Source organism: Bradyrhizobium sp. CCBAU 051011 (assembly GCF_009930815.1).
Classification (GTDB): Bacteria; Pseudomonadota; Alphaproteobacteria; order Rhizobiales; family Xanthobacteraceae; genus Bradyrhizobium.
Genome location: NZ_CP022222.1, coordinates 1518323 through 1544076, shown reverse-complemented (window position 1 = coordinate 1544076; position 25754 = coordinate 1518323). Strand labels below are relative to the sequence as shown.

Annotated in this window: 24 protein-coding genes and 2 pseudogenes; 12 read left to right on the top strand and 14 right to left on the bottom strand. The window is 58.0% G+C overall.

Features of this window, described 5'->3' with window-relative positions; all coding sequences use genetic code 11:
- Positions 1-26: 26 nt before the first annotated feature.
- A pseudogene (locus tag ACH79_RS07335) lies at positions 27-1322 on the top strand (IS1182 family transposase); the annotation flags it as partial.
- 65 nt (positions 1323-1387) lie between these two features.
- Here the strand turns inward: ACH79_RS07335 and ACH79_RS07330 are convergent.
- On the bottom strand, positions 1388-2374 hold the full coding sequence (locus tag ACH79_RS07330) for an alpha/beta fold hydrolase (protein ID WP_161850417.1): 987 nt from the start codon (positions 2372-2374) through the stop codon (positions 1388-1390).
- Between the two features lie 615 nt (positions 2375-2989).
- On the opposite strand from ACH79_RS07330, the gene ACH79_RS07325 reads away from it, so the two are divergent.
- Positions 2990-3223 (top strand): hypothetical protein, encoded by a 234-nt coding sequence (locus tag ACH79_RS07325; RefSeq protein WP_161850416.1) that lies wholly within the window; start codon positions 2990-2992, stop codon positions 3221-3223.
- 564 nt (positions 3224-3787) lie between these two features.
- Here ACH79_RS07325 and ACH79_RS07320 read toward each other — a convergent pair.
- Together ACH79_RS07320 and ACH79_RS07315 are read right to left on the bottom strand one after the other, a co-directional pair.
- Entirely contained in the window at positions 3788-4498 is a 711-nt protein-coding gene (locus ACH79_RS07320; protein WP_202639193.1) for a Crp/Fnr family transcriptional regulator, read from the bottom strand.
- 89 nt (positions 4499-4587) lie between these two features.
- Positions 4588-4821: a hypothetical protein gene (locus ACH79_RS07315; RefSeq protein ID WP_161850414.1), complete on the bottom strand. Its 234-nt coding sequence runs from the start codon at positions 4819-4821 to the stop codon at positions 4588-4590.
- A gap of 306 nt (positions 4822-5127) precedes the next feature.
- Between ACH79_RS07315 and ACH79_RS07310 the strand changes: the two genes are divergently transcribed.
- From ACH79_RS07310 to ACH79_RS07300, 3 genes are all read left to right on the top strand, one after another.
- The gene (locus ACH79_RS07310; protein WP_161850413.1) at positions 5128-5373 is read left to right on the top strand and encodes a hypothetical protein; all 246 of its coding nucleotides are present in this window, start codon (positions 5128-5130) and stop codon (positions 5371-5373) included.
- A 29-nt stretch (positions 5374-5402) separates the two neighbouring features.
- Positions 5403-5558 (top strand): hypothetical protein, encoded by a 156-nt coding sequence (locus ACH79_RS42895; RefSeq protein WP_202639192.1) that lies wholly within the window; start codon positions 5403-5405, stop codon positions 5556-5558.
- A 547-nt stretch (positions 5559-6105) separates the two neighbouring features.
- Positions 6106-6285: a hypothetical protein gene (locus ACH79_RS07300; RefSeq protein ID WP_161850411.1), complete on the top strand. Its 180-nt coding sequence runs from the start codon at positions 6106-6108 to the stop codon at positions 6283-6285.
- A 201-nt stretch (positions 6286-6486) separates the two neighbouring features.
- On the opposite strand, the gene ACH79_RS07295 is transcribed toward ACH79_RS07300, so the two are convergent.
- Together ACH79_RS07295 and ACH79_RS07290 are read right to left on the bottom strand one after the other, a co-directional pair.
- Positions 6487-8268 (bottom strand): adenylate/guanylate cyclase domain-containing protein, encoded by a 1782-nt coding sequence (locus tag ACH79_RS07295; protein ID WP_161850410.1) that lies wholly within the window; start codon positions 8266-8268, stop codon positions 6487-6489.
- Positions 8269-8397: 129 nt separating this feature from the next.
- A pseudogene (locus ACH79_RS07290) lies at positions 8398-9031 on the bottom strand (tyrosine-type recombinase/integrase).
- Positions 9032-9383: 352 nt separating this feature from the next.
- Here ACH79_RS07290 and ACH79_RS42890 point away from each other — a divergent pair.
- The 3 genes from ACH79_RS42890 to ACH79_RS07275 all read left to right on the top strand — a co-directional run bounded on the left by ACH79_RS42890 (position 9384) and on the right by ACH79_RS07275 (position 11179).
- Positions 9384-9725: a hypothetical protein gene (locus tag ACH79_RS42890; RefSeq protein ID WP_202639191.1), complete on the top strand. Its 342-nt coding sequence runs from the start codon at positions 9384-9386 to the stop codon at positions 9723-9725.
- A 230-nt stretch (positions 9726-9955) separates the two neighbouring features.
- The gene (locus ACH79_RS07280; protein WP_202639190.1) at positions 9956-10561 is read left to right on the top strand and encodes a DUF3237 family protein; all 606 of its coding nucleotides are present in this window, start codon (positions 9956-9958) and stop codon (positions 10559-10561) included.
- Between the two features lie 183 nt (positions 10562-10744).
- Positions 10745-11179 carry an ion channel gene (locus ACH79_RS07275; RefSeq protein ID WP_161850409.1) on the top strand — a complete coding sequence of 145 codons (435 nt, stop codon included), beginning with the start codon at positions 10745-10747 and terminating at the stop codon, positions 11177-11179.
- A gap of 155 nt (positions 11180-11334) precedes the next feature.
- Here the strand turns inward: ACH79_RS07275 and ACH79_RS07270 are convergent, their stop codons facing one another.
- Positions 11335-12264 (bottom strand): LysR family transcriptional regulator, encoded by a 930-nt coding sequence (locus tag ACH79_RS07270; RefSeq protein WP_161856253.1) that lies wholly within the window; start codon positions 12262-12264, stop codon positions 11335-11337.
- Positions 12265-12441: 177 nt separating this feature from the next.
- Between ACH79_RS07270 and ACH79_RS07265 the strand changes: the two genes are divergently transcribed.
- Both ACH79_RS07265 and ACH79_RS07260 read left to right on the top strand, forming a co-directional pair.
- The gene (locus tag ACH79_RS07265) at positions 12442-12882 is read left to right on the top strand and encodes an ester cyclase (protein WP_161850408.1); all 441 of its coding nucleotides are present in this window, start codon (positions 12442-12444) and stop codon (positions 12880-12882) included.
- Between the two features lie 23 nt (positions 12883-12905).
- Entirely contained in the window at positions 12906-13568 is a 663-nt protein-coding gene (locus ACH79_RS07260; protein WP_161850407.1) for an NADPH-dependent F420 reductase, read from the top strand.
- Positions 13569-13764: 196 nt separating this feature from the next.
- Here ACH79_RS07260 and ACH79_RS07255 read toward each other — a convergent pair whose 3' ends face one another.
- The 3 genes from ACH79_RS07255 to ACH79_RS07245 all read right to left on the bottom strand — a co-directional run bounded on the left by ACH79_RS07255 (position 13765) and on the right by ACH79_RS07245 (position 17220).
- Entirely contained in the window at positions 13765-13947 is a 183-nt protein-coding gene (locus ACH79_RS07255) for a hypothetical protein (protein ID WP_057855957.1), read from the bottom strand.
- Between the two features lie 477 nt (positions 13948-14424).
- Positions 14425-16350 carry a multicopper oxidase family protein gene (locus tag ACH79_RS07250; protein WP_161850406.1) on the bottom strand — a complete coding sequence of 642 codons (1926 nt, stop codon included), beginning with the start codon at positions 16348-16350 and terminating at the stop codon, positions 14425-14427.
- Positions 16351-16710: 360 nt separating this feature from the next.
- Positions 16711-17220 (bottom strand): lipocalin-like domain-containing protein, encoded by a 510-nt coding sequence (locus ACH79_RS07245; protein WP_161850405.1) that lies wholly within the window; start codon positions 17218-17220, stop codon positions 16711-16713.
- 522 nt (positions 17221-17742) lie between these two features.
- Between ACH79_RS07245 and ACH79_RS07240 the strand changes: the two genes are divergently transcribed.
- Together ACH79_RS07240 and ACH79_RS07235 are read left to right on the top strand one after the other, a co-directional pair.
- Complete coding sequence (locus ACH79_RS07240) at positions 17743-18540, top strand: class I SAM-dependent methyltransferase (protein WP_161850404.1); 798 nt, start codon at positions 17743-17745, stop codon at positions 18538-18540.
- Positions 18541-19084: 544 nt separating this feature from the next.
- Positions 19085-20245, top strand: a complete 1161-nt coding sequence (locus ACH79_RS07235; RefSeq protein ID WP_161849302.1) for an IS30 family transposase — start codon at positions 19085-19087, stop codon at positions 20243-20245.
- 659 nt (positions 20246-20904) lie between these two features.
- Here ACH79_RS07235 and ACH79_RS07230 read toward each other — a convergent pair.
- From ACH79_RS07230 to ACH79_RS07210, 5 genes are all read right to left on the bottom strand, one after another.
- Complete coding sequence (locus tag ACH79_RS07230) at positions 20905-22509, bottom strand: AAA family ATPase (protein WP_161850403.1); 1605 nt, start codon at positions 22507-22509, stop codon at positions 20905-20907.
- Positions 22509-22781 carry a hypothetical protein gene (locus tag ACH79_RS07225; RefSeq protein WP_161850402.1) on the bottom strand — a complete coding sequence of 91 codons (273 nt, stop codon included), beginning with the start codon at positions 22779-22781 and terminating at the stop codon, positions 22509-22511. The genes ACH79_RS07230 and ACH79_RS07225 overlap by 1 nt, the downstream gene beginning before the upstream one ends.
- A gap of 269 nt (positions 22782-23050) precedes the next feature.
- The gene (locus tag ACH79_RS07220) at positions 23051-23248 is read right to left on the bottom strand and encodes a helix-turn-helix domain-containing protein (RefSeq protein ID WP_161850401.1); all 198 of its coding nucleotides are present in this window, start codon (positions 23246-23248) and stop codon (positions 23051-23053) included.
- A 142-nt stretch (positions 23249-23390) separates the two neighbouring features.
- Positions 23391-24260 carry a hypothetical protein gene (locus ACH79_RS07215; protein ID WP_161850400.1) on the bottom strand — a complete coding sequence of 290 codons (870 nt, stop codon included), beginning with the start codon at positions 24258-24260 and terminating at the stop codon, positions 23391-23393.
- Positions 24260-25504 carry a site-specific integrase gene (locus tag ACH79_RS07210; protein ID WP_161850399.1) on the bottom strand — a complete coding sequence of 415 codons (1245 nt, stop codon included), beginning with the start codon at positions 25502-25504 and terminating at the stop codon, positions 24260-24262. The genes ACH79_RS07215 and ACH79_RS07210 overlap by 1 nt, the downstream gene beginning before the upstream one ends.
- Positions 25505-25754: the final 250 nt, after the last annotated feature.

Here is a 25754-nt window from a genome sequence, read left to right as displayed (position 1 = left end):
CTGCCTCAACCGAGCGACGACGACTGGGGGTGGAACCGGCGGCGACTGGTCGGCCATCGTACCACCCCTCGGTTCTCCTCAAGCTTTACATCTACGGCTATCTGAACCGGGTGCAGTCGAGCCGGCGGCTCGAACGAGAAGCCGGACGCAATGTCGAAGTCATGTGGCTATTGGGCCGGCTCGCTCCTGATCACAAGACGATCGCGGACTTCCGCAAAGACAATGGCCTGGCGCTGCGCAAGGTATGTGCGCGTTTCGTCGAACTCTGCCGTGAGATGGGCCTCCTCGCGACGGCGAGCGTTGCCATCGATGGCAGCAAATTCAAGGCCGTGAACAATCGGGACAAGAACTTCACGCGGGCGAAGGTGGAACGGCGGCGTGCCCAGCTGGAGGAGAGCGTCGCGCGCTATCTGAGCCAACTTGACACGGCCGACCGGCAAGAACCGACGGAGGCACTGGCCGCGAAGGTGACGAGGCTTACCGAGAAACTGATGAAGCTGAAGGAGCAAATGGGCAAGCTTGCTGTCTACGAGAAGCAGATGCTTGCTTCGCCCGACAAGCAAATCTCTCTGACCGATCCCGACAGCCGTTCGATGGCGACAAGCGGGCGCGGTTCCGGCGTCGTCGGCTACAACGTGCAGGTCGCCGTGGATACCGAGCACCATCTGATTGTGGCGCACGAGGTAACGAACAGCGGCTCAGATCGGGCACAGCTGGCCAATATGGCCAAGCAGGCGAAGGTTGTTCTAAAGACCGAGACGCTTGAGGCTGTGGCCGATCTCGGCTACTTCAGCAGCCCGGAGATCCTCGCGTGCCACGAGGCCGGCATCACGGTAACTCTGCCCAAGCCGCAGACGTCAGGCGCCAAATCGGAGGGACGCTTCGGTAAGCAGGACTTTGCGTATTTGCCAGAGGAGGACGCCTATCGCTGTCCAGCCGGGGAGCGATTGCCGTATCGCTATACGAACGAAGAAGACGGCAAGATGCTACGGCGTTACTGGACCACAGCCTGTCAAAATTGTTTGCTCAAATCGCAATGCACGACCGGGCCAGAGCGGCGGATTACGCGATGGGAGCATGAGCATCTGCTCGAGGCTGTGCAGCAGCGCCTTGATTCAAACCCACAAGCCATGCGCCGGCGTCGCGAGACAGTCGAGCATCCGTTCGGCACGATGAAGGCCCGCAAGGGAGCGACACACTTCCTCACCAAAACGCTTCCAAAAGTAGCTGCCGAGATGGCTCTCTCGGTCTTGGCCTATAATCTGACACGGGTCATGAACATCGTCGGGACCAAGCCGCTGATCGCTGCGATCGCGCCCTGAGACAGGCGCGGTTCCTAGCTTCTCACCGACTCCCCGGGGAACGGCGTTTTTACACGGCCAAGACCCTAATCGGACTTCGGCTGCAGATCATAGGCGGCCGAGCCCGCAGCGGCGAGAAAGCTGCGAACTGCTGTTCGAACCGCCTCTTGGTGCCCCACCAAAAGATGCCCGCCGGTGTCGTAGATTATCAGCTTCGCGTTCCGGATCTTGCTCGCGGCGAAATCCGCCGCCGGCAACGTGTTGAACCCATCGTCCCGCGCGGAGATGATCAGCGTCGGCGCGGCAATTTTTCCCAACGGCAATTCTCGCAAGTCGGGACTGCTATCAATATTGATACCGGAGAAGCGCAGCGACAAGGGCTCAATGGCCCTCACAACGTTCATCACGCGATCTTGTTCTACCTTGGGCGAAGCGGAGACCAATTCGGGCCGAACACCAACAAATCGGATTAGCACCGATGGTGCGATCTTTTCGAGGGTCCACCAGGCGAAATCAGCGCCGTGATTAACTAACCAAAGTGTAAACTTACTGCCGCGGCTTGCATCCACCGAGACGGGACTAGTCGGTGAAAAAGTGCCGGGACTGATCAGGACAAGCGCGGTTACTCTATTCGGGTGCCGGAGGGCCAACTCGACTGCAGAGCGGGCTCCGGCCGAAACACCGAGCACGATAGCATGGGAAATATTCAGGTGGGAGAGAAGCGCTGCATGCGCATCAGCTTGCGCCGCGGGAGAGGCGTCCCGTGGAACAGGCGTGCGGAGATACCCGAAACGGGACGGTGAGATGATCCGAAAGCCTTCATCGACAAGTTCAGCCGCGTTGGCGAGACCCTGATCAAAGCCGCCGCCGGCGCCATGGATTGATATTAGCGGAATGCCGGCACCACCCTTTTGGGCATATTCGATCGGCCCCGCGTCAGTGTTGGCGACCAGACTGCCTCGGCCAGCGGCATCGCACGCGCGGCCAAGCTCGTTCTTATAAAGTAAGAACGCGACACTGACCAATGCCGTGACGGCAACGGATGTGGCAAGCAGGAGTGCAGTGCTACTCACTGAGAAGGCTCCACCAACGGAATGGCCGATAATGGACGTCCCACGAACCAACGCAGAGGCAGACAAGCTCGGCCGCAAACTCGTTTGCTCAAGGACGCGCGTGGGCGGCCAGCCTGAGAGGGCGGATCGCGGCGCTTCCTAGTGGAGGTTCTGGCGATCTTTAATATCGTGGTGAAACAATGCAGCCATCTTTCTGGCGCTTGAAAGAACCAGATAACGGTGACGAGCTGCGCGAGATCTATCGAGGTCAAAATTGACGAATCGCTTCTTCGAGGACGGACGATCCGTGTCAGTGTGTGAGCTGCTCTGCATGCTGAGAGCACTTGAAAGCGTCGAGATCATGCTGGCCTCCTGAAGTAAGTCACTGGTAGGCGCGATCAACGGCGTGATGCTCTTCTTATATCGCACGACGCCTGCTTTCGAAATTCCGGTCGGTGCCTTAAGGAAATTTACGGATGATAGCGTGGGTCGGGCGGCTTTACGCAGCTGGGGATGCAATTGAGCAGCCTCCCCCTGCTTCCTCCGTATGGCCCCTTAGGGTATCGACACGAAGTTACTGATGGTTCTTCTCCTGCTATCAGTGACCATGCCCTTGGCTAACATCGGAGTCGGAGCATGACGGACGTCTATTTCCATTACTCCAATGCACGCGGCATGTTGATTGATCGAAGCGGCACTGCCGTGGACGACTTGCTCGAAGCATGCGAGTACGCAGATCGTGTCGTGCGGTCGCTCATCATGACGGCGAGCGCGGAAGATTGGCGCGGCTGGGTCCTTCACGTTACCGATAATGACGGCGATCAAATCTTTGACGTGCCATTCGCAGCAGTGCTCGGCAAGCCGCATTAGGAGGGCAATGCCCGCGCCAATCATGCCCTACTCTGAGTATCGGAGTTCGACTTGAGCGGCACTTCCGAAAATGGCACCTTTGAGACATGCCCGCCCATCCTGAGGATGTCTGTTCACCGGGGTAGACCGGAAGTCGCCGCGGGTCGGCCAAACCGACGCGAATGGACCCATCTCGGACATCGGGCCAGCCCGCACGGCAATCTAAACGGGACCGTGGGGCATTAACGCCGGGCAGCTGTTCTCTATTGGCGTTTGGGGGTCATGGGTTTCCAGCCGCCGACCAACAGGCTGAATAAAGCTCGGTTGCCCTGATATCTGGCCTCAGCGCGAGTCTTTTCTCGGCCACGCAACATCTCCACTCCGTCACTATTGCACACTTGCCACTTCCAATGGGTCAGGCCGCGCTGGATGATGACAACCTCGTACATAATTGAGGACAATATCGCTACCCTGAGAGCATGCCATTGCGATGGATCAAACACGCTTAAACAAAAGCGCCATTCTGCTTTGCGTTTTTGCCGACGTTTGGATGCATTGCAGTAAAAGGCACCAGCTCAGACTTGGCTAAGTGCTTTGGAGCTTCGCAGATTGGTCTAAAAGCGTTTGATAACACTCACACGACGTCTGCTCTAGCTGATGGCGATCCAGTATGTGAATCACGCCGTGGGAGTAATCTAAAACTCCCTGATTATGAAGTGTCTTGGCGACTGCGGTCACCGACGTCCGTCGTACGCCAAGCATTTCTGCCAGAAATTCTTGGGTAAGCGCAAGCCTATCGCTGTTTGCTCTGTCTGCTGATTCCAGCAACCATCGGCAAAGTCGGGCTTCTACCGAGTGGAGCGCATTGCACGCTGCGATCACGCGTGCTTGTGATAACAACACTTCATTATATTCGATGCAGAGATTTCGCAGTTGTTCGCTTGTCGCGACCACAGTCCTAAACCTGTGCGAAGCGATCTTGCTTACACGCGTCGGCATCTGCACAACGACGCGAACAAACGACTTATGCGGCCTCAGCCCAGCCATTGCACCGACGACGCCTTCACGGCCTACCGTCGCGGTTTCAACTGCTTTCCCGTCGCGCATTACGGCAAGCAATGACAACATTCCCGAATGGGGAAAGTAAACGTGGTCCACCTCATCGCCAGGTTCAAAAAGCACAGCTCCTGACGCAAGCGAGACGGTCACAAGGTGCGGTGCCAACAGACTGTATTGAGCACGCGGCAAAGCTGACAGAAGTTTGTTGTCCAGGGGACGGGCTGGAATTGATCGCACGCAATACATCCGTCAATTACTGGCTGACGCCAATGTGAAGGCGGCAATTATATATCATACCTATAAGTGGTCCGATACCGGACGAAGCCTTACTCAAATGATTCCGCTATGAAGCGCAGGCGGTAAATGAGCTTGCCCGCTTCGTCGGTAACCTCCATCCGCCAGCCAGCGCCCGGCTGCAAATGACCATCGATTGTACGGATCATTTCACCGCAAGCCATCGTTGCTTCTTCCCATGCGGCTTGGTGATCCAGGAAGGTCAAGCCGGCGATATCGAGGGCCGCTTTATCGTTCCTATTCAAATGAAAAGAATAGCGGGGCATCGCGAGGCTCCAACTATAGCTCTCAGATTCTAACCCCTCACCAGCTTGAACGTTCCGGCCCGATGGAGGCTCCTGCGCTGCCAGCCGGGCTCGCCCGGCGCTTACGCGCCCGTCGAGCGGGATCAGGTCGCGGTCATACCGGGCCGTCTGCTTGGTTGACGGTAGTCGCGCTGGTGGTCCAACTATTTTCGCGATTTTTGTCGGGTACCAGACTCGCCTTTGGTATTCAGGCGAGTTTCATAGCCTTACCTTATCGAACGCATTGGCCTGGAGTGTCGCGTTCCCGGCTGAACCAGGGAGAGCACCATGCCCCAAACTCAATGCAGCCAAGTTCAGCGCAGCCAAGAGCCTATCCAGTTGATGTGCCGCTTCGAAATGACGGCAGTAGACGCGCCTTCAGGGCATGAGTTCTGCCTGTTTGATTTCCCCGGGTGCAAGGGATGCCCGAAGGCACTGCACATGGTCCAGATGGTGGGAAGTTCGGAAGACCCCATGAAATCGGAGGCGTTGCGCGCATTGGTTGCGCGCGTTTACCCCAACCCCAAACACTAGTCCTGAGCTTTAATCAGGGAGGTCAGTCCATGGAGAAATTCATTCACAAGGAGAACCTCGCGCTGTTCAAGAAACGTCTCGCTGAACCGCAGACGGACGCGGAGCGCGAAGTACTCCTTAAGCTGCTGGCGGATGAGAAGGCGAAAGAACCGCTGCCCAAAAATAACATTCTCAAGCCGCAATGATCTACATTAAGGAACCGGGGCACAGGAAGCTTAAATAGAGTAGCGCACTCAGACCTTCGAGGGGACCCGCCTATACGATTATTAGGACGATTAGTGTTGTGACCATGTGATGCGGAGGAGGAGACGAGTGCTTCCACTCAGAACGAGGTTTAAGCCCGACGAGATCAAGCTGATGAGATCCGTACTAGATGAGGCGTCAATCATCCTGCCTAAGGCCGAGCGCACATCTGCCATGAAGGCAAAGTTGGCTTCGCGTATCCTCGCTGCGGCAGCGAAGGGTGAACGCGACCCGAATAGGTTGAGAATTGCGGCACTTCTGGAGGAAGCGGATGTTCAAAAGACCTGACACATTTGCCCGCATCTCGTTGTTCCCGGAGCGACCAGCCACGAGCAAATCATTTGTAGCGCTCTCAACATGCGTACCACCAATCAACATTGAACGAGCCTATCAGCAAGTACAGCACCTACGGACACTGGTGGTGCAAGCCGAGCACTCACCCAATGCACGGTGGATTGTAAATCGTACGAGAGACAAGAGGCATTCGTCATGAATAAGCGGGACGACCAGCGAGCGCAAGAAGTGAATAATCTCAAGCTTGAGTTGGCGACCTTCGCTTTGCGGCTCGATGCCTTCGAAGCGCGCATGAGGAATCAGCTGACTAAGTCAAACGCCGAACCGTCGAAGCTGGTCCTGCCGGATATCGGACTTGCGAAGCAGTCTACCTAGCCGATGAAAAATCACCTTGTCTGATTGATTAATCTCGACGGGCTGCAGCCGTAGCCAGCAGCAACGATGCGAGCTGGCGGGCAATGTCGCCGTTTGGCACAAAGCGTCAGTTTGCGCGGTGCAAGGCGATGTCCGGAGTGGGGGGTAAAGCCGACCTGCCGATTGAACGCCCCGACTTCTCGGTTTGACCCAACTCGGACATCAGCCCTCAGGCACCCCGGCCAACCGCATGCCCTCAATCGCGCGGTCGCTCCAGGCAAGGAAGGTCGGATTGTCGCTCCGTGCATGGGTGGCATCACGAAAGCGACGAATGGTGAAGCTTGGATCGAGCGCAAGTCCCGCTTGCACCGCGGCCCGCGCTTCGTCCAGCTCCCCGAGCCGCGCTAGCACAGCCGCGAGAAGGAAATGCGCGGCGGAATAATTTCGGTTTGCGTCAAGGCCTAGGCGCATCCAGAGGACTGCTTCGGCATCGGCACCGAGCTGAGCCTTGGCCATGCCGACCCATGCCATCCATCGATCGGCAAGGGTGTCGCGTGGAGAAAGGCGGAATGCCTCGTTGATGTGAGCTTCGGTTTCTGCGCCTCGACCAAGTAAAAACTTGGCGAGACCGATGAGAGCGTGAGCGCCGGCCAAATTGCGATCCCGCGCCAGTGCCCGCTCGCATTGAGCGATGCCTTGAGCCACGCGTTTCGTAAATATTTGCACGAGGCCCAGATACACGTGTGCCAAGGCGTGGTTCGGCGCGAGCGATAGCGCTTTGGTTAAAGTCGCCTCGGCCGAGGTGAACCGCGCTGAATAATCGTCGGTCATAAGGGCACCTCCGAGTACGGCATCGACCCGCGCCAAACCGACCATGACCTCGACATTCTCCGGATCGAGCGCCATGGCCTGCTCGAAAAAGCCGCGCGCTTGTACCATGTAATCGGGGGTCAGCCCCTTGTTAAACCAAGCCCTACCTCGGAACACCAAGTCCATCGCGTCTGGATGCGGTGAACGCTCCGCTCGCCGGGCCTCGGCGGCAACGAGTTCGGCATTTAACGAGTTGGCGAGCCTCGATACGATTTCGTCCTGCATGTCAAAGAGGTCGGCAACGGGCTTGTCAAAACGCTCCGCCCAGAGGTGGTTGCCGGTTTCGGCATCGACCAGCTGCACGTTGACCCGAAGGAGGTTGCCACCACGTTGCACCGACCCTTCGAGCACGTAGCGGACGTTCAACTCACGTCCGAGCCTCACTACGTCGACTGCCTTGCCTTTGAAGGTGAACGCGGTGTTGCGCGCAATCACGAACGCGCCATTGATCCGCGACAAGTCGGTGGTCAGGCTCTCGGTCACGCCATCGACGAAGTAGTCTTGCTCGGGATTGCCTCCGATGTTTGCGAACGGCAAAACAACGATGGACAAGCGGGGAGTTGATGATGGCAGCGAAGCAGCTCGGTCGGTTTTCGCGTTCAGGCCAACGGCATAGGCCCGCACCGGGTCGTCGATATTCTTGAGGTTCTGCTGACCCAGATCGGCGAACTCAAGGCCGACCTTGCCTCGGACTTGATCGTAGGCAGCAGACGAGATGCAGATGCCGCCCGGTTCTGCGATGCTTTCAAGCCGCGCAGCAATGTTAACTCCGTCGCCGAAGATGTCGTGGGGTTCAACGATTACGTCACCGATATTGACGCCCACGCGGAATACAATGCGTCTCTCTTCCACGTCACCGGTTGTAAGCTCGCTAACACGCGCTTGGAACTGCACCGCAGCTCGGATGGCTTCGACCGCGCTCGGAAACTCCGCCAAGAACCCGTCGCCGGTGTTCTTCACGACACGGCCGCCATGTTCGGCAATTGCCGGGGCGACGGCGTCGGTTAGGAGCGCGGCCAATTTGGCATGGGTCGCCTCCTCGTCATTGTGCATCAACCGCGAGTAGCCAGCTACGTCAGCGGCCAATATCGCCGACAACCTCCGCTCGACCCGGACTGGCCGCTCCTGCACCATGGCCCACGATCCAACCTAGATGCGATTGTACGACAGATCAGATGGGATGCCCACTAAGGCTGATGTCGCATACTGGCACAAAGCGGCGGTTCAGGGCCGGGCAGAGCACGTCCGCTCTGCCCGGGTATTTCAGACATCAACTTGTTCCGCTATACCGAGGGCGTCATCCACCTCAATGCCGAGATACCGGACCGTGCTTTCGATCTTGATATGCCCGAGCAAGAGTTGGACGGCCCTGAGATTGCCCGTCCGCCGATAGATCAGGGTAGCCTTTGTGCGTCGCAACGAATGCGTCCCAAACAGCCTCGGGTCCAGCCCGACGCTTCCGATCCAATCGGACGAGCCGCGCATATTGGCGCGTTGTCATGTTGCGGTCTGGACCACGACGGCCCGTGAACAAGAAATCCCCGGGTTTTTTGTTGGCGGCCTTTAGATAGTCATCGACCGCCTGGCGGGTCTGCTCACTCAATTCAAATCTGACAGGTCGCCCGGTTTTCTTTTGTCGGACCGTTGCGCGATCCGCCGTGTACCCGCCGGCAGCGACATCCTCGACGCGGATGGCGACGACATCACAGCCGCGAAGCTTACTGTCTATCGCCAGATTGAACATGGCGAGGTCGCGAGTGCGGCCTTCGATCTGGAGTTTCGTGCGGATTGACCAGACGTGTTTGGGTCGCAGTGGTGGCTTTGCCCCTGTCAGCTTTCCCTTGTTCCAGGGCAGCCGTTTACCAGGCGTCAGGGCAGCTTTTACTTGATTCTGCATGGTCATACTCCTCGGTTACAGAGGACGAGAGCATGTGTCACTGGTTAGGCATCCTTGACCCGGCCAATCTGCTCCTTTTGCGTAAGTCGTGTATCTTTAGCCGCCGAGAAGCTCGTTCACCATCTTTGAAGGGTTCGTGGCCGTGGTCCGTAGCAAGAATGCGTCACCAACTTGGGGCGACGTTAAGGCCGCGCTCCTAGATTTCGATCGCGCGGGCCTTCGGGGACTAGTGCAAGACCTCTACACTGCGAGCAAAGACAACCAGGCATTCTTGCACGCCCGCTTGGGCTTGGGCCATGATCAACTCCAGCCCTTCAAGGCGAGTATTTCGAGATGGATATCCCCGGACCTAATGAAAGGCCAGTCGGTATCGGTTTCGAAAGCCAAGAAGGCGATTGCGGATTACAAGAAAGCCATCGGGCGCTCGGATGGAATAGCGGAACTGTCGATATTTTATTGCGAGGAGGCATTCGGCTTTCTAGAATCCTACAGCATGGAAGATGAAGGCTATTTTGCTGCTTTGATCCGCATGTACGAACGGTCTCTCGAAATCGTATCAAGCCTAGCTCCTGCCGAGCGTATGATCTACCTCGGGCGTCTCGACAAGCTTAGATCACGCGGGAGGAACGTCGGCTGGGCGATCGAAGAAGGATTCAATAGCCTTTGGTTCGCCGCTGCTCTGGACGAGCGCTAGGGTGAATGAAGCCTCATCCTGTCGCACGAGGTAATCGATTAGGAGATGGTCGCCGGTAGTGGAGCTTGCGCGGCAGGCAGGTCGCCACCGGATTAGGTGTTAGAATCAGGTCAGTTTTTGGGTCAAAGCGGACTTCGCATCGAGCTCGGCGGCAAAGGACCTGTAGCGATTGACCCGGACGGACATGGCACTCCGTTCCAAATTTTTCCGGAAAAGCTAAAGCGACGAAGGTGTATGCACTAGAAATGCAGCCCAGCTTGGGAGTAGGCGAGCTAACCGAAAGGCTTACAGTACATTTCGCAGCACATGGCGGATGCCAGCCATCAGGAGGCCTCCATGAAGGAGATGAACACCAGTTTCTGTTCACGCTCGCTCTCGAAATTCAGGTATCCAGTCTCGGCGATACTCCCTATGGCCGCCGACGCATGTTTCATTTTGATGGCGGAAGCTTCGACGGGCCGAAGCTTAAGGGCAAGGTGTTGCCGGGCGGCGGGGGTTGGTCGCTGATCCGCCGCGACGACGTGATGGAAGTGGACGCGCGGTTGATCCTCGAGACCAATGACAACCATCAAATCTACGCGGCTTGGAAGGGACTTCGCCATGGTCCGAAAGAGGTCATGGATCGCCTCTATCAAGGCGAGATTGTCGACCCGGGAGCCTACTATTTCCGCACCACGCCTTACTTCGAGACGAGTTCAGAAAAGTACAGTTGGATGAACCGCATCTGCTCGATCGCCCAGCGGCTCGCTTTTTGCGAATGCAAGAACGCTAGATGTTTTTCAGGTGTTGTAGTCGCGATGCATCAATCGTCCACTGCCGGCACTTTTCGGGCCTGACAGGTCTGGCTGACGATGCCCGTTGTTGAGGGCAAAGCGGACTTCCCATTTGCGCGCAGGGACTTCCGACGTTGACCCAACCCGGACATCTCAGGCTGAAGTAAACTCCTCACATTCTCAAAAATTGCCTAAGCTGGTTTTGGCCTTCGCAAGCGCAGCCTTCCGATTTGACAGGGGATAGTCATGCTGATGCAATTTTTGGTGGGCGGGATCGTCAGCATTTGTAACATTACCATACATGCACTGGTGATGACCTTGGTGGTGCGCGTAGCACGAGCATCTGTTTCAAAAACAGACCATCCGACGCTACTGCTGATTGTCACCATGATTGGAACTGTTTCGGTCTTGATGGCGGCGCATGTTCTCGAGGTGTTTGTTTGGTCGCTGGCCTACCTGATTGTAGGGGCTGTGCCCGCCGAAGGAGGTCTCGTGTATTTCGCGTTCGTGAGTTACGCCACGCTCGGCTATGGCGACGTCCTGCCGGTCGAGCGCTGGCAGTTGCTTGGCCCCATAGCGGCGATGAATGGTGCGCTGATGTTTGGATGGTCGACCGCCGTCATTTTTGAAGTGCTACAAAAAACAATGGCGATTGTTTCCACCGGCGAAGGTCCTGAATAAGCTCCAAGTCCGCCACTCGCACTTTTCGGACCTGACAGGCCGGACTGACGAAGTCCGTATATGGGGGCAAAGCAGACCTCGCCGATGCGGCCGTCGACTTCCGAATTTGACGACCCGAAGCGGACATATCCTAACTCGATTGTTGCAGACTAACCCTAGCCCAAGCTACCGGCGAAGCGTTCGGCCAGACGGTCGCGCTTGAATGCCTCAACAACAAAGTCGACGAAGACGCGGGTCTTCGCAGGCAGCAGCGTACGGCTCGCGTAATAGATGGAGATCGGCCCACCGTCGATGTACCATTGGGGGAGGAGGCGCACGAGCGCACCGCGCTCCAAATGCGGTAGCGCGTGGCTCATCGCGATCAACGTCACACCGAGGCCAAGCAGGGCTGCCCGGCAGGTGGCTTCCGGATCGTCGAAGACAATCGTCTCCGCCAGTTTTGCTGGAATTTCGGTGCCCGCCGCATTGCGCATCAAACGTTCGCGAATCCGGCCGGTGCGCGATGAGCGCCATGCGATTCCTTCGAATGCAGCAAGCCCGGTGGGGTCAGTCGGCAATGTACGGTTCTTGAGATATTCCGGCGCGGCGACCGCGATCAGGTGTAGCGGCGCCAGCGCGCGTGAGACAACGCCTGGCGTCCATTCAATGCCGCCTCCGATCGCGGCATCGTATCCATCGGCGATCAAATCGATCTGACGCGTGGTGAATTGCCAATCGGGTCGAATGCCCGGATAGCGCGCCAGGAACGCTGGCAACAGCGGAAGGATGTAATCCGCACCGAAGTTTAAGCCCATGCTCACCTTGAGCACGCCCGCCGGCTCTCCGCCATCCGTCGCCATCCCCGAAATCGCCTGCTGCAGTTCGTCCAGATTGCCCTTGATGGCGAGCAGGAAGCGCTCACCGGCGTCGGTGAGCGTTAGCTTGCGTGTGCTCCTGTGAAACAACCGGGTGCCGAGATTGCGTTCCAGCATCGCCACGTTCCGGCTGACTGCCGCTGGGGTGAGGGCAAGCCGACGCGCCGCAGCCGAGAAACTGGCGGTTTCGGCACTGCGTACGAACGATTCGAGGTTAGCGAGGGTTTCCAGCGGATTGCCTTCAACGAATACTTGAAAGTAATTCCATCAATTCCCGGCTAATCATAGGCGAATTTGTCGCCATTATCCATCGCAGAAAGCGCAGCTTCTCGGCCAAAAAGGCCGGCCTTGCCGCCCAAAGTCACGGCGCCAAGCAACCGCAGCGCCCATAACTTTGGAGCAACATCCATGACCAAGATCAGCGTGAGCGAAGCCGCGAAGGCGGTTGTTCGGCGGAACACCGCAGAAGTGCAAGGCGGCGGGAATTTCGAGGTGTTCGAGGAATTGTTCGCGGACGATTTTCTCGACCATACGCCGCAGCCGGGACGCTCGCCTGACAAGGCTGGCGCGCGCGAACTTTACAAGGTTCTGCGCGCTGCCTTCCCGGACTTCCACGCGGACATCCACTGGCAGCTAGCCGATGGCGACCGGGTGACGACCTACAAAACTTATCACGGCACGCACAAGGGTGAGTTCTTCGGCATCGCGCCAACTGGTCGCAAAATCCAATTCGAGACGGTGGACGTGATGGGCGTGCGCGACGGCAAGATCACCGAGCACTGGGGCGTGGCCAATCTGTTCTCTCTCATGCAGCAACTCGGCGCGCTTACCGGCACGCCCAAGCCTTAAAGCCGAGTATAGGAGGACAGGACATGAGCATCGGTATCATTGGAGCGGGCAGTATCGGCCTAGCCGTCGCACAGACGCTGTCGCGAGTTGGAATTGCCGCAACTATCGCCAACAGCCGAGGACCCGACTCGCTCAAGGAGTCCGTCGCTGCTCTGGGCCCGACCATCAAGGCGGGAACGCGCGAGCAGGCCGCCGCCGCAGACATCGTCTTCATCGCGGTCAACTGGTCGAAACTGCCGCAGGCCGTGTTCGGGCTGCCGGCTTGGGGCGGGCGGATCGTCATTGACGCCAACAACCCGATCGAAGCCCCGCTGTTCAAGCCGGTCGATTTGCAAGGCCGTATTTCCAGCGAGGTGGTCGCCGGTCTGGTGAGTGGTGCGCGCCTCGTGAAGGCATTCAATCATCTGAAGGCAGACGTACTGGCAAGCAATCCACGGCCAGACGGTGGCCGTCGCGTGCTTTTCTATTCTGGCGATGATAGCGCCGCGAAGGCGGAGGTTGGATCGTTGATAGATCGCGTCGGATTCGCCGGTATCGACCTTGGTCCACTCGCGCTCGGCGGCAGGCTCGCACAATTTCCCGGCGGGCCCTTGCCGAACCAGGATCTCTTGAAGATCGATAATCCCGCTAACGACCTTAGCGCACCGAGTCACGAGACCGGCAGCTTTGCCATGGCAACGATCTAAGAATGGCCGCTGCTGGCACTTTTCGGACCTGACGCACCCGGTCGGCGGTGTCTGCTGTTCGGGGACGAGCGGAAGTTCGCTGCGTGCTGTCAAAGTGACGCGATTGACCCATCTGCGACATTGGGCAGCCACTCAAGAAAGTGCACGATCTCACTTGATTGGCGGAATGGTTCGCCCAGGCAGCGATGTCCTGAGCCTACGCGCTTATGTTCAACTGCCGCAGCACGTCAGCGATGAGTTGCTTCACGTCCTGATGGCCACCGTTGTTGAAAGTGATGCGCGTGCCTTGTCCGTCGGGCAGTGGTGTGGCGGTCACGATTCTATCCGTGTTGATGACGATAGGCTGATCGTCCGGTTGCGTGAACTGCACGAATGCCATGAAAGATCGATCCTGCCTGTTGGGCGCGCGAGCCGCGCGGCGCCCCGAAACCTGCGACGCGGGGGCGTCAAGGTCAAGCCTTTGTACCGAAAACGTAAAGGCGAGGCGCTTCAGATGGCTTGCGGCGTTGCCCGCTCCACCCGACGCGCCGCCTCGCTTCCCGGTGAGAGCAGCGCTCATCTACGCGGTTGCGGAATGACCGCTGTTGGCACCTTTGAGACATGGCGACGGCCCTGACGATGTCCGTTTCCAGGGGAGGACCGGAAGTAGTCGGCCGACGGCCAAAGTGACGCGATTGACCCGAAGCGGTCATGGACTGGGTTGAAATCCGGCAGCGCAGCGATCTAACGCGACAGGCACAGGCGCCGATGCGGCGCGTCTGCCCTGACGTGGCGATCAGGGCGGAGGTTTGCGTGGGGTCGCAATCGGCGGCGGCATCCCGGTGCCCGGCCTGACAAGTATCTCGGCCGAGTAGCGTTACGCGAACAGGCCGAAATCGGTGACCACGGTGTATGGCCGCATCATCTCGTTGTCCTCGTGCGAGAGGATATGGCAGTGCCACACGTAATCGCCCGGCTTATCAAACGTTGCGATCACTGCCACCATCTGATGGGGGTCTACCTCGATTGTGTCCTGCCATCCGGTCTCTTCAGGTCGCAGATCGATCTTGTCGCCGATCCAGATATCCGCGACGGCATAGTTGGGGGATGGTCCGGTACCGTAGGTAATCTCCCCGTCACTATTCGTATCGTCCGGGATACCGTTCTCATCCTGATCAAGGAAATCGATGTGCCACTTCCCCAGTACCTGGAATTGAGGGAGGTGCAGATGGATGGGATGGCTGTCTGCCGTGAAGTTGAACATGTCCCACTGCTCAGTTGAGCCCAGCAGCGGCTTTTCGGTCGTCGGCGCATCCCACGCTAGCGGTCCAAAATCACCAGACGACATCTTATCGGTGATGACCGTGCCGGCTTCAGCCTTGCCAAGCATGGGCGTGACGCGGCCATACTCGTCTTCGCCTTCAAACAACCCGACCTTCCGAACGTTCGTCGCGAGATCAGCAACATCGTCGTGGTTGGCGTCCTCGGTAAGGCTCACGAAATCTTTCACCAGGACAATCCCATCCTGAACCGTCGCGTCGAACGGTTTGATCGCCGTATCGACCGCGAATTGCATGATGTCGCCGACCGGATTGTTGGCATTAGCCGCCTCTATGTCCCCGAACAAGAAGCCGTCAGCCGAGATCCCTTTGAAGGGGTCGAATGCCGGGCCAACGTTCAGCAGAGTTACAGTATCGCCATCGTCAAGTCTGCTGAAGTCGAACACAAGCTCGACACGGTCGCCAGGTGCGAGAACGAGGAATTCATTGCTTTCCTGAACGCCGTCGCCGTCGCTGATGGTAATGGCATTGGGAAGAAGTCCGCCGTCTGTTCCAACAAGATGCACGGCGACGTCCGGATCGCTGACCTTGAGCACGTAGAAGCGGGAATCGGAGCCGTTCAATAGCCTGAACTCATAATCGCCGGCTGCGACGTTCAGCTTGGGCCACGCCATGCCGTTGACCAGGATCGTGTCGCCGAAGAACTCTGGGACGGCCGACGGCGCATCCTCGCCGAACGTGTCGTAGAATTTTTGGGGCACCACATCGCCGACAGTCATGTCGGTGCCGGGAAGAGGATCATCCTTGTAGGCAGGATAATAGAGTTGACCATCGCTCGTGAATGCGCGGTCTTGGATTGCCATACCGAGGTCGTAGTTCCCGCCTGGAAGCACGCCGTTCTTCACGAGATCGAGGTGGCTCTCGTCTTGAAGCACGTAGAACCCAGCAAGACCCGCATAGACGTTGAGGCGTGTTATCCCGAGCGCATGATCGTGGTACCAGAGAGTGGCGGCTTGCTGGTCGTTGTAATACGTCATTGTCGAGGTGACGAAACCAGGGCCGACGCCTCGCGGCCCATTCCCACCCCCCGACTGGGTAAACCACTGATCGGGCAGGCCGTCGAAAATCGAGTCGTTATGCCCACCATGAAGGTGGCTCACTATCGGCACGTAACCGCTGCTCAGCGGATGAGTTAACGAGTTGGCGAAATGTAGCGAGGTATCAACTGGTAACAAGTGACCGGTAAGAGGAAGCTTGTTCTGCCAATGAACGGTTACCGGTACGTCTTCATAGGCAAGGATCGTAGGGCCGGGGTAGCTCGTCTTTCCCATCCCGGTCCCGTAACCCCAAACTGTCGTGTAGAGCAAGTTGCCGTCAGGATCATACAGCCCAAGGAACTGACTGATCTGGCGTGCCTGGAGCGTGATGTCCCTACCTTTGGTCGCGTCAATCACCTCAGGTATGGGTAAGGCATTCTCGAACGCATGACTTTCAAACAACTCCTCAGAGTCCAGCAAGCTCATGCTACCCTCCCCGGAATAAACCTCCACTTCTGGCGCGCCACACGCGCGGAACGTAATGGAACGGATAAAGTGTCCTCCCCATTCGGATCCGTTACAAGACAGCCTGCCTTCCCAAATCTCACTGCCTCAGGACAAGGTCGGCTGTTGGCACGTCTCGGACATGGCGTGATGTCCGACTTGTGTCCGCTTTCGGGGGAGGAACGGAAGTCGATTTTCAGGGCCGTCAGGTCCGTTGATGACCCGATTCAGACATCGTGTGCGGACCACTCACTCGATCACTTCGGGGGGACCGAGGCTTGGCTTGCCGGTCGGGGGCCGAGTTCTGAAACCAGTGCCCGCGGCGACGGATTGACCAAAAGATCACTCGGTTGCGCTTGTCGCGCGTTTCAGAGTCACCACAGCAGTACCCCCACCGGTTGCCGGTGTAGGATTCTTATACGTGAGCACATCGCCGTTGATCGCGATGAAACGCTTCTGATTCGTATTGTCCCACGCGGGAAAGCTGCCGCCGATAATGTGTAAGGATATTGATTGTTCAGATTCGTTGACTTTGTAGTCGCCAAACATCACGACTATCCCCTCCAGAGCGGCTCTGCTTTCCCCCGGCAGCGGAAAGTCGCGGCGGGCATATTTTGGTCGTCCCGGACGCAGGAGATTGATTGAGAAGTGATCTGCCGCATCGAACATGAAATATCCCTTCGGATCGGAACCAAATACTTCGGTTGTTTTCCCGGTCCTTTCATTCACGTTTACAAATGAAGTGACCCTCCAAGTGCCTACAAGCTGCTGTTTGAGCGACTCTGCGGCTCCCGCGGATAAGGCGGCACATGTAAGAGCTGCGGCTATCGGAATTGACAATAGTGCTTTCATGGTGCTCCCTCCGGTTTTCAGGCACGTTCCATCTATGACGGGTTCTGGGCTGGCGCCAGCCAAGTCAGAGCCTCGAAAACATTGCACGGGGCGCTCGGCGGTCAATGGGGCAATTCATCCCACAATACCGCACCGACGGCCAGACTGGATTGACCACACCAAGACGTGGGCATGCGTTCGAAAAAGGCAATCGGCCAAAACGCTACAAGCCACTCCGGAGGTTGTGCCAGGTGGGCCCACGAGATCATGGTCGGCGTGCCTAGCGTTGCTTGTGACCGCGAGAAAGCCTGCAGCGAAGGTCCGGTTCTGGCCCCAAGCCGACCACTTCGTCGCCTGCGGCTGGTCCGGTATTGAGAACAGTCCGGACTGCGCATCAGCGATCCTTATACCGCTGCTTGTGACCCAAGGCCGACATGGCAGACTTACGCTGCCATTGTCACAAAGGCGCGCTCATTCTTGCCCCCGCCAATTTAGTGGGCCATGATCCGAACCTATACTGAATGCAAATTTGAGGGGCAGCCAATGGCAAAGGAGCTCGCGTATCACGACGAGGCCGCAGTTGGGTATGATCGCGCGTTTGCACATGTATCACGCCACTTTTTGCCGTTCCTCCTGAGTGCCGCGCGTGTTGCGTCTGGCATGAAGGTACTCGACATCGCAACGGGCACGGGACTGGCAGCGGCAGAATCCTTGCTCGTAGTCGGACCAACCGGGCACGTCGTCGCGGCCGACGTATCGGAAGCCATGGTTGGACAGGCGCGGCAGCGCCTGGGCGCAGCGGCAAATGTCACCTTCGCGGTGGAGGACGGCCAATCTCTCTCGTTTGCCGATTGCAGCTTCGATGCTTTGACTTGCAGTCTCGGGCTAATGTTCTTCCCTGATCCCTCGCGCGGATTGTCGGAGTTCTTGCGTGTCCTTCGGCCGGGCGGACGCGCAGCAGCTTCCGTTGCCACGGTGCCGGAACGAACCTACAATGGCAGGATCAACACCGCTATGGCCAAGCACTTGCCAGCGATCAGCGAGGCAACGGCAAGGACGTTTTCATTGGGTGACTCGGCTCGTCTGCGACAGTTGCTCGAGAAGGCCGGATTCCAAAATATCGAAATAACGAGCCAGGCGCACCGATTCAAAATGCCTTCTTTCGATGCCTACTTTGGCCCATTTGAACGCGGCGGCGGCTCGACTGGACAAGCCTATCTGACACTCCCTCAATCGGTGCGCGATATTGTTCGCGAGGAAGTGCAACGCAATCTCGGAGGTACAGGCGGGCCCGTAGAAATCGAAGTTGAATATCAGTTTGCAAGCGGCCAACGCTGCTAATGAAGGTGGTCTGCCGCTACTGCCGCACCCGACTCCGCGTGATGTCTGCTCTTGGCAGATACTGTTGCAAAAGTCGAAAGTTGCAGGGCTCAAGATTTTTAGCGAAAACACTAAGCAGCGAGCGATCGCTGATTCGTATGACCTCAATCGCGTTACCGAAGTCGCCTGTGAATTTTGCGTGAGGCCCTGAGGTCCCTCACATCTTGTACACGAACGTCGCGCCCACGGCCCGCAGAATTTTGGTCATCGGCGAAAATCGACTTTTGCAACACAATCGGCACCAAACAGACATCGCGAACGCCAGCGCTAATGTCCGTTCGTGGGGGCAAACAAGACCTCGTCCGGTCGCCGGCCGATGTTGCCTTTTGACCACCACCTCACCTCAGACATTCGAATTAGGACATCGATCTGGTTCGGAGCAGAGCCTGTCGCCTTCTGGCACAAAGCGAACATGCCAGCGTAGGCTGACGATGTCCGTTCAATCGGGGTGGTCTCAACCGGTCGCCGCAACACTTTATCTTAGAGGGAAAAGATGGAGTGTGGGATGGAACGAAGGTTTCATAGAGGTTTTACTGCGGCAGAGAAGACGGAGTTATGGGATCGCTGGAAGCGTGGGGAGTCGCTGAAGGCGATTGGACGAGCTTTTGGTAAGCAATCATCGTCGATCTATTTTTTGGTAGCTCCGCATGGTGGAATTCGTCCTGCGGAGCGGCGTCGCTCCAGGCTGGCGTTGACGCTCGCGGAACGCGAGGTGATTTCCAGAGGCGTTACGGCACATCAATCAGCACGGTCGATCGCCAAACTGCTTGGCCGCTCACCCTCGACGGTGAGCCGGGAAATGAGTCGCAATGGCGGCTATGATCGCTACCGAGCGACACTTGCGGACGAGAACGCCTGGGCGCGATCTCGTCGTCCAAAATGTTGTAAGTTAGCGACCAATCCGCGGCTTCGGCAGGCGGTGGCAGGGAAGCTCAGATTGGATTGGTCACCCGAGCAGATAGCCGGCTGGCTGAAGAGAACGCATCCTGAAGACGAGTGTAATCAGGTGTCACACGAGACCATCTATCGCAGCCTGTTTGTCCAAGCGCGCGGCGTGCTCAAGAAAGAGCTGCTTAGCCATCTTCGATCGAAGCGCTTGATGCGTCGCTCCAGGCCGGTTGACCCGAATGGCGATAAACGGGGGCATATCAAGGATATCGTCTCAATCCGTCAGCGACCGGCGGCGGTTGAAGATCGGGCGGTGCCTGGTCATTGGGAAGGCGATCTCCTGTCCGGGCCGAACAACACCTACATCGCGACCTTGGTCGAGCGTCATACCCGTTACGTGATGTTGGCCAAGGTGGCAGGCAAGGACACCCAGACAGTGGTCTCCGCGCTCATCAAGCAGGCGAAGAAGCTACCAAAGGAGCTATATAAATCCCTGACCTGGGACCGGGGCAAGGAACTTACGGATCATCGTCGCTTTACGTTGGCGAGCAAAATCGACGTCTATTTTTGCGATCCGCAAAGCCCGTGGCAGCGCGGGTCGAACGAGAACACCAATGGCCTGCTGCGACAATACTTCCCGAAGGGCACCGACTTGTCGGTGCACTCGCAAGCCCATCTGAACAAAGTGGCTCGTCAGCTAAACGAACGACCACGTGAGACCTTGCAATTTGAAACACCAGCAGAGAGATTTAACGCCTGTGTTGCGTCGACCGGTTGAGCCGGCACGGGCAAAGCGGACATCCGTCCGCAAGCCGTGGTCCCACAGAGCGTGAAAGGCCTGATCTTTCGAAATACTGTGTAACTAGTGGACTGCTACGATCACCCGCATGATACGCCCGCAGCGCTTTAATGTCGCCGTCCAGGAACATAGAGAGCGCAACACGACTCACGCTCCACGGCCCCTCGCCGACGCGCCGCCCAAGGCCGTGTTCGACACACCACGAACGCATGGTGGATTCGGATTTATTTGCCCGCTGAGCAGCGAGCCGAAGGGAAAGCGCCTCCCTTGCATCGAAGGGTATTAGAATGCATCGGCGATCCGGAAGTGAATCTGTCATATGGCCTCCGCGCTTCCTCTGCTTGGGCGGTCTCATGCTTGCACCTTTGCAAGTAACGTTGCTAAAGGGCCAGCGGAGCCACTGGCTCTCTCCAAAGCATGCCGAAGGGTGTCCATAGGGCACCCATGCTGCAATGCCAGGGAAGCAGCGATAGCCGCGTCCTGGGCATTCGTTTCGGCTGCCGTCCCGACCTTGATAAAAACCTCGGCGACACGACCGTCCTGAAACCGCCCAATGCCCCCGGTGTACACCTGTCCGTCGCATTCGAACCGGTAGAGCAAATGGGCTCTACGGTCCTGCAGGCGTTGTCTATTGGCACTCATGCTGCAGCTCCCGTGCTGCTAAGATGCCCTTTCTGATCTATGATGCCCTCCCCCGGGGAGAGGGCATCATAGGGTTCTGAGGGCATCTTAGCGCCCACCGGCAGCTTCCAGACCCACTGGCCGCTGGCTCCTGTTCCACCGCGGCGCTCGGGTTTGATACCCAACATGTCGCGGGCGGACCGAAACGATTTGTTCTGGCTGATGGGCTGGTCGGGGCCGAGGAGACCCGCGCTTCGCGCCTCAGCCTCGATCTGCAGAACGGCGGTTTCGCCTCCAGCCAGAACCTGGGCCAGGAAGTCGGCTGCCTCGTCCTTACTGGTCCGCCTATCTCCGTTGCCGCCTTTCTTCCCTTCCGAGGCAGAGAGGGCCTCGTCGATCGACTCGTTGATATGGTCGCCCTCGAACATGACGTTCGATGACATGACGTCATCCCCAACCAGCCGTTGCTCGAGACGGAAGGCCAAGCCCTTACATTTCTTGCCAAGGTTATTCTTGGCCTGGAGAAGGAACCGGCGTTCGTCGTCCTCAGGATCCTCAATTACTGCAAAGGCGGCCCGAGCCGCGGCGACGAATGCGATCGAGCCGGCGAACCGGTTCAGAGCGCTTTGATTACCACCGCCGCCGCCCTTGTTGAGGTGAGTCACCGCAACCACTGCGATCCGGAGACGGTTGGCCATGTCGGCCAAGGGCTCCAAGACCTCGCGCGTCTCGACGTTCCCATTGCCGTCGCTGCCACCCATGTAGGCGGAGATCGGGTCAACGATGATGAGGCGAACCGTGCCGATCTGCTTGGCCATCTCCTCCAACAGATCAACGTCCGTCTTCAGGCTGAACGTCTTCCTGCCGGTACCATCCGGCTTGGTCGCAGCGGAAACGATGTGAACTCGGTCACGGTCAGCGCCGGCTGCCATCAAGCGTGGGATGATGGTGTCCTGCACGCCATCTTCTGCGCTCATGAAGATGACGTCGCCCTTCGGCGCGAAACCCTCACCGCAGGGCCAGTGGCTTCCGTTCGAAACGGTTGCCGACATGAATGCGGTCAGCTGACTTTTGCCGAGACCGGGCGGGCCTCCCAACAGAACGAGCTTCCCCTCCGGGATCCGGCCCGGCCAAACCCAGACGAGCTTCTCCGGTTCGAGGTCGCTCGCGCGGTGGCTGATCAGCCGCCGCTTGGCTTTCTCGGAGCCGGACGACGGGGCGGGCAACTCAACCGCGACAGAGGTGGAAACTTCCGCCGCGTACTTTCCGATTAGGTCTTCGATGTCTTGGCGATCGCGGCCGAAGTAGCTGTGAGCTAGGGCCATCTCATCCAACCTATCGACCATCACGCTTTTCGGTACCCATTGGCTTACAACGGCGTCCGCAAGCGTTGCTGCCGCTTCCTTGAAGACGTCGAACTTGGTCTCCTGCGGGGCCAGGGCAACGCCACGCATTGCGTCACGCAAGACTTTCGCCGCCGTAGGTCCAAATTGCCGCTCGTCGCTCGGCCCAGAGCGATCTGCCTCGATGCCATCCATGGGATGCTGGACCGCGGTTAAAGCCGCGGCCCGCCTCTTCAGTTCGTCTGCCGTCAAAGGCGTGCGGGCTTGATGAAGGTTCATTATGCAGCCTCAGCGACAACGGTGACGGGAGTTTCGAGCCGATAGCGTCCGTGCGATCCCGGGAACGGCCCTGAGTGACGCTCGTACTCGGTCGAGATGACCAAGCCGGCCTTCCGAAGGCGGAAAATATATTGGCTCCACCTCGGCGCCGGATGTCCGAGGGTGGTCACACCCCTGACGCCGGCCTCGATCAGACGACACAAGGTCCAGGCGTCACGCCCAGTGAAGGTCCGGAGCGTACCGCTCGGCATGCGGATGGTGATGCGATTCATTGCTCCACCCCCGATCCGATGCCGGCGAGGCTCGCAACCAAGTCAGCAACAGCGGGGTGAACCCGATATCGGCGCGCAACGAAGCTGCCGGCCCGGGTGTTCGGACACACCACGACGATCCGCCAATTGAATAGCGGAAGGTCGGAAGCCGTTTGTGTTTTGGGGCGTCGTTTGATACAACTTTTCAAGTTCAAGACTCCTTGGAAGCCCGGTGCGCACGACTGATCCTCGCAAGACTGGATCGTGCTGCCGGGTTTTCGTTTGAGAGGTTAGGCGGCGTGCCGAGCGGAATCGACGCGGGGCAGGTTGGCTGCCCATGCGTTGAGGTCTTCGACGTTGATGAGGGTTCGTTTGCCGAGCTTCCGGGCGATGAGCCGCTTCTCTCGGATTTCTTCCCGCAGCTTGGTCAGGCCGATCCCGGCCGCCTTGGCTGCTTCATTGACACTGTAGGAAATTCGTTCCGGCATCTGGGGTCCTTTCGCTCTCTAGGCCCGGACACCGTGCTTTCGGCGGTGTTGGGCGTTCGATGGCGAAGGATTGATCGTTGCCAGTTTTGCCAACAGCGCTTGCCAAATTTGCCGAAACCGCCAAATTTGCCGTAGCAGCGCTCTATTTTTTGAGGCCTAGGGCCCGGCGAATGTTGTCCGCACTCGCTCCTCCAGGGTCGCCCAGGCGTTTAACCACGGGGTTGATTTGTTTCTCTATGTCCGCAATTGAGAGCAACCGGGGTACTCTCCCGTCCGGCCACACCGATTTGATTGCGCTGAAGACAGCCTGTTGTTTCTTCCCGGGGAGTGGGACCAGATCATAATAACTTCCCGGATCCGCAAGAGCCGGGGTAGGTGGTTCCGAAACCTCACTTGTTGGCTTCCAAAGACCATTTAGGTAGGTGTGCAGGCTCTCATGGGTCACGAAAATCCAACAGTAATCCTTTCCGGCAAATCCTGCTCCGAATGGGTCTCTGGGATTGATCTGACATCTGAGAAATCGATTTGAAATTTTTTCTGTGTTCCACCACCATGCAGGCATGTCGGTGAATTGCCCGCCGTCTGTTGACCGAAAAGCAGTGAATATCTTGCCCGACTCGGCTCCGCTCAGGAGCGCCTGCTCGACGCCCTTAAACCGATCTACGCTCGGGCGTACTGCCGCTCGCTGTTCCGAAACCACGTCCCGTGCTGCACTCCATTCCTCTTCACACAGCTCTCTTGATCTTGATGTTCCTCGTGGCGTCAAACCACGGTCAGGCCTGTGCTTTACCAAAAGATCGTAGGCACGGTTTCTCGTGCTTATATCGGTATGCCGCATCGAGATCGGGAGCGAAGGCGGCAGTTCGGAAGTTATATCCAGTACTCCATGCCAATTTTCTCCAAATAAGACCTTCCCGATGGAGTCCATGGCTCGTGCGAGAAATATGTGTGATGCCGTGTCTCTCGGCCAGTCATTCGATTTCAGCCAAAATCCAAAAAGATGATCTGCCATCATGTCGTTGACTGACCCGATTTGAGAATGGAGCCTAAGTGAATTGCCCACATATCCAGAGCGCGACGTTTTTCTAGTGCGCGCTCATATTGGTCATAGTGCCTAGAGCCGACGTCGGTCGGTGTGTGATTGAAGCAGGCGTCGCGGTCCTCTTTGGAAACGCCCAAAGCAGATAACCGAGTTGCAGCCGTTCGACGTAGATCATGGGGTGAGGGCGGGTCGGCCGACCATGTCGTCAACGCGGCGCCTTCAATCTTCTTACCCATACGGCTCATCGCCACGGTGAGCGCATGGCCGGTGATGGGGCCGCCAGCTTCGACAGGAGAGGGGAACAGGTAGTTGTCGTCGTCCGAAATCAACTCGATGGCCGAAAGAACCGTCGCGCGAGCCATCTCGGACAGGGGCATCAAATGGGCCCGGCCATTCTTCGATCGATCGGGTGGCAGAAGCCAAGCGGCGTTGTCGGCCTGATCCAGGTCTGACAGTTCTTTTCGATCGATGCCGGCGGCTTCCCCCGGACGGCAGCCTGTCAGTAACACCAGCCGAAGTGCCAGCCCCACCCGCCGTGTTACCGGGGGCAAGACCGCCCGGCGCCAGAATTGTCGAATTTCATCGTCCGAAAGGACCCTGGTTTCCTGATTTTCTGCCCCGCGCTTTCGTAGGCGCGAGCAGGGATTAGCCTCCATGAGATCGGAGTCCACCGCAAAGCTAAAGACCATCGAGATTAGGGCTTGAACCCGGTTGGCCTGAACCGGAGAGCCGGCCTTGACCATGCCCTCTACCAATTCGATCACGTCGCTGCGCCTAATGTGATCGTATCGGCGCTTGGCCCATTTGGGGAGAACGTGCAGCCGAAGATTTCTCTCATCAGCGTCGGCAGAGCGTTTAAACCTCCGGGCATGCTCCTCCATGTAACGGTCGGCCAGGGCCCGAAAGGTCTTGCTGCTGGCGTCGCGTCGATCCCGGCGCTTCTCAGAGATCGGGTTGACGCCCTTGGCGACCTTGCCTCTGAGCGCATCCGCGGCCTCCCTGGCCGCCCCCAATGAAATGTCAGGGTAGTGGCCAATGGTGGATCTTGCGTCCTTGCCCGACTGCGGGTCCCGAAAGCGGAAGCTCCAGGAACGAATCCCTGCAGCTGTGATGCGGAAGGAAAGGCCGGCGCAGCGCAGATCGGCGACTTCAACTCGCCCGGCAGCGGGAGGCTTTATTCCTTTGATCGTGGTGTCGGTAAGGGCGCGGGCCAATGGAGGCTCTAAATGCGTCCCCGAGGCTGGCCACCATCCCCTTTACCCTTGGGGACGCGCCGGGGACGAGAAACAGTCCGGTTTATGCCGACCGCAGGCGACCTTGAGCGACCGACAAAACCCTTATAAACACTGGCCTTCCGATGACAACAACTTGTCGCCTATCATCGCTGAAGAACGCCCAAGATTTTTGTAAAACGACTGAAAATCGCAGTGTCGGTGGTTCGATCCCGCCCCTGGGCACCATCAA

Coding starts and splice junctions, on each gene's coding strand:
- ACH79_RS07325 (WP_161850416.1), top strand. CDS start 2,990: ATGACGGACGTCTATTTCCATTACTCCAATGCACGCGGCATGTTGATT.
- ACH79_RS42895 (WP_202639192.1), top strand. CDS start 5,403: ATGGAGAAATTCATTCACAAGGAGAACCTCGCGCTGTTCAAGAAACGT.
- ACH79_RS07225 (WP_161850402.1), bottom strand. CDS start 22,781: ATGAATCGCATCACCATCCGCATGCCGAGCGGTACGCTCCGGACCTTC.
- ACH79_RS07215 (WP_161850400.1), bottom strand. CDS start 24,260: ATGGCAGATCATCTTTTTGGATTTTGGCTGAAATCGAATGACTGGCCG.
- ACH79_RS07255 (WP_057855957.1), bottom strand. CDS start 13,947: ATGGCATTCGTGCAGTTCACGCAACCGGACGATCAGCCTATCGTCATC.
- ACH79_RS07245 (WP_161850405.1), bottom strand. CDS start 17,220: ATGAAAGCACTATTGTCAATTCCGATAGCCGCAGCTCTTACATGTGCC.
- ACH79_RS07265 (WP_161850408.1), top strand. CDS start 12,442: ATGACCAAGATCAGCGTGAGCGAAGCCGCGAAGGCGGTTGTTCGGCGG.
- ACH79_RS42890 (WP_202639191.1), top strand. CDS start 9,384: ATGAAAGGCCAGTCGGTATCGGTTTCGAAAGCCAAGAAGGCGATTGCG.
- ACH79_RS07295 (WP_161850410.1), bottom strand. CDS start 8,268: ATGGTGCAGGAGCGGCCAGTCCGGGTCGAGCGGAGGTTGTCGGCGATA.
- ACH79_RS07250 (WP_161850406.1), bottom strand. CDS start 16,350: ATGAGCTTGCTGGACTCTGAGGAGTTGTTTGAAAGTCATGCGTTCGAG.
- ACH79_RS07230 (WP_161850403.1), bottom strand. CDS start 22,509: ATGAACCTTCATCAAGCCCGCACGCCTTTGACGGCAGACGAACTGAAG.
- ACH79_RS07275 (WP_161850409.1), top strand. CDS start 10,745: ATGCTGATGCAATTTTTGGTGGGCGGGATCGTCAGCATTTGTAACATT.
- ACH79_RS07235 (WP_161849302.1), top strand. CDS start 19,085: ATGGAACGAAGGTTTCATAGAGGTTTTACTGCGGCAGAGAAGACGGAG.
- ACH79_RS07260 (WP_161850407.1), top strand. CDS start 12,906: ATGAGCATCGGTATCATTGGAGCGGGCAGTATCGGCCTAGCCGTCGCA.
- ACH79_RS07310 (WP_161850413.1), top strand. CDS start 5,128: ATGCCCCAAACTCAATGCAGCCAAGTTCAGCGCAGCCAAGAGCCTATC.
- ACH79_RS07300 (WP_161850411.1), top strand. CDS start 6,106: ATGAATAAGCGGGACGACCAGCGAGCGCAAGAAGTGAATAATCTCAAG.
- ACH79_RS07240 (WP_161850404.1), top strand. CDS start 17,743: ATGGCAAAGGAGCTCGCGTATCACGACGAGGCCGCAGTTGGGTATGAT.
- ACH79_RS07220 (WP_161850401.1), bottom strand. CDS start 23,248: ATGCCGGAACGAATTTCCTACAGTGTCAATGAAGCAGCCAAGGCGGCC.
- ACH79_RS07315 (WP_161850414.1), bottom strand. CDS start 4,821: ATGCCCCGCTATTCTTTTCATTTGAATAGGAACGATAAAGCGGCCCTC.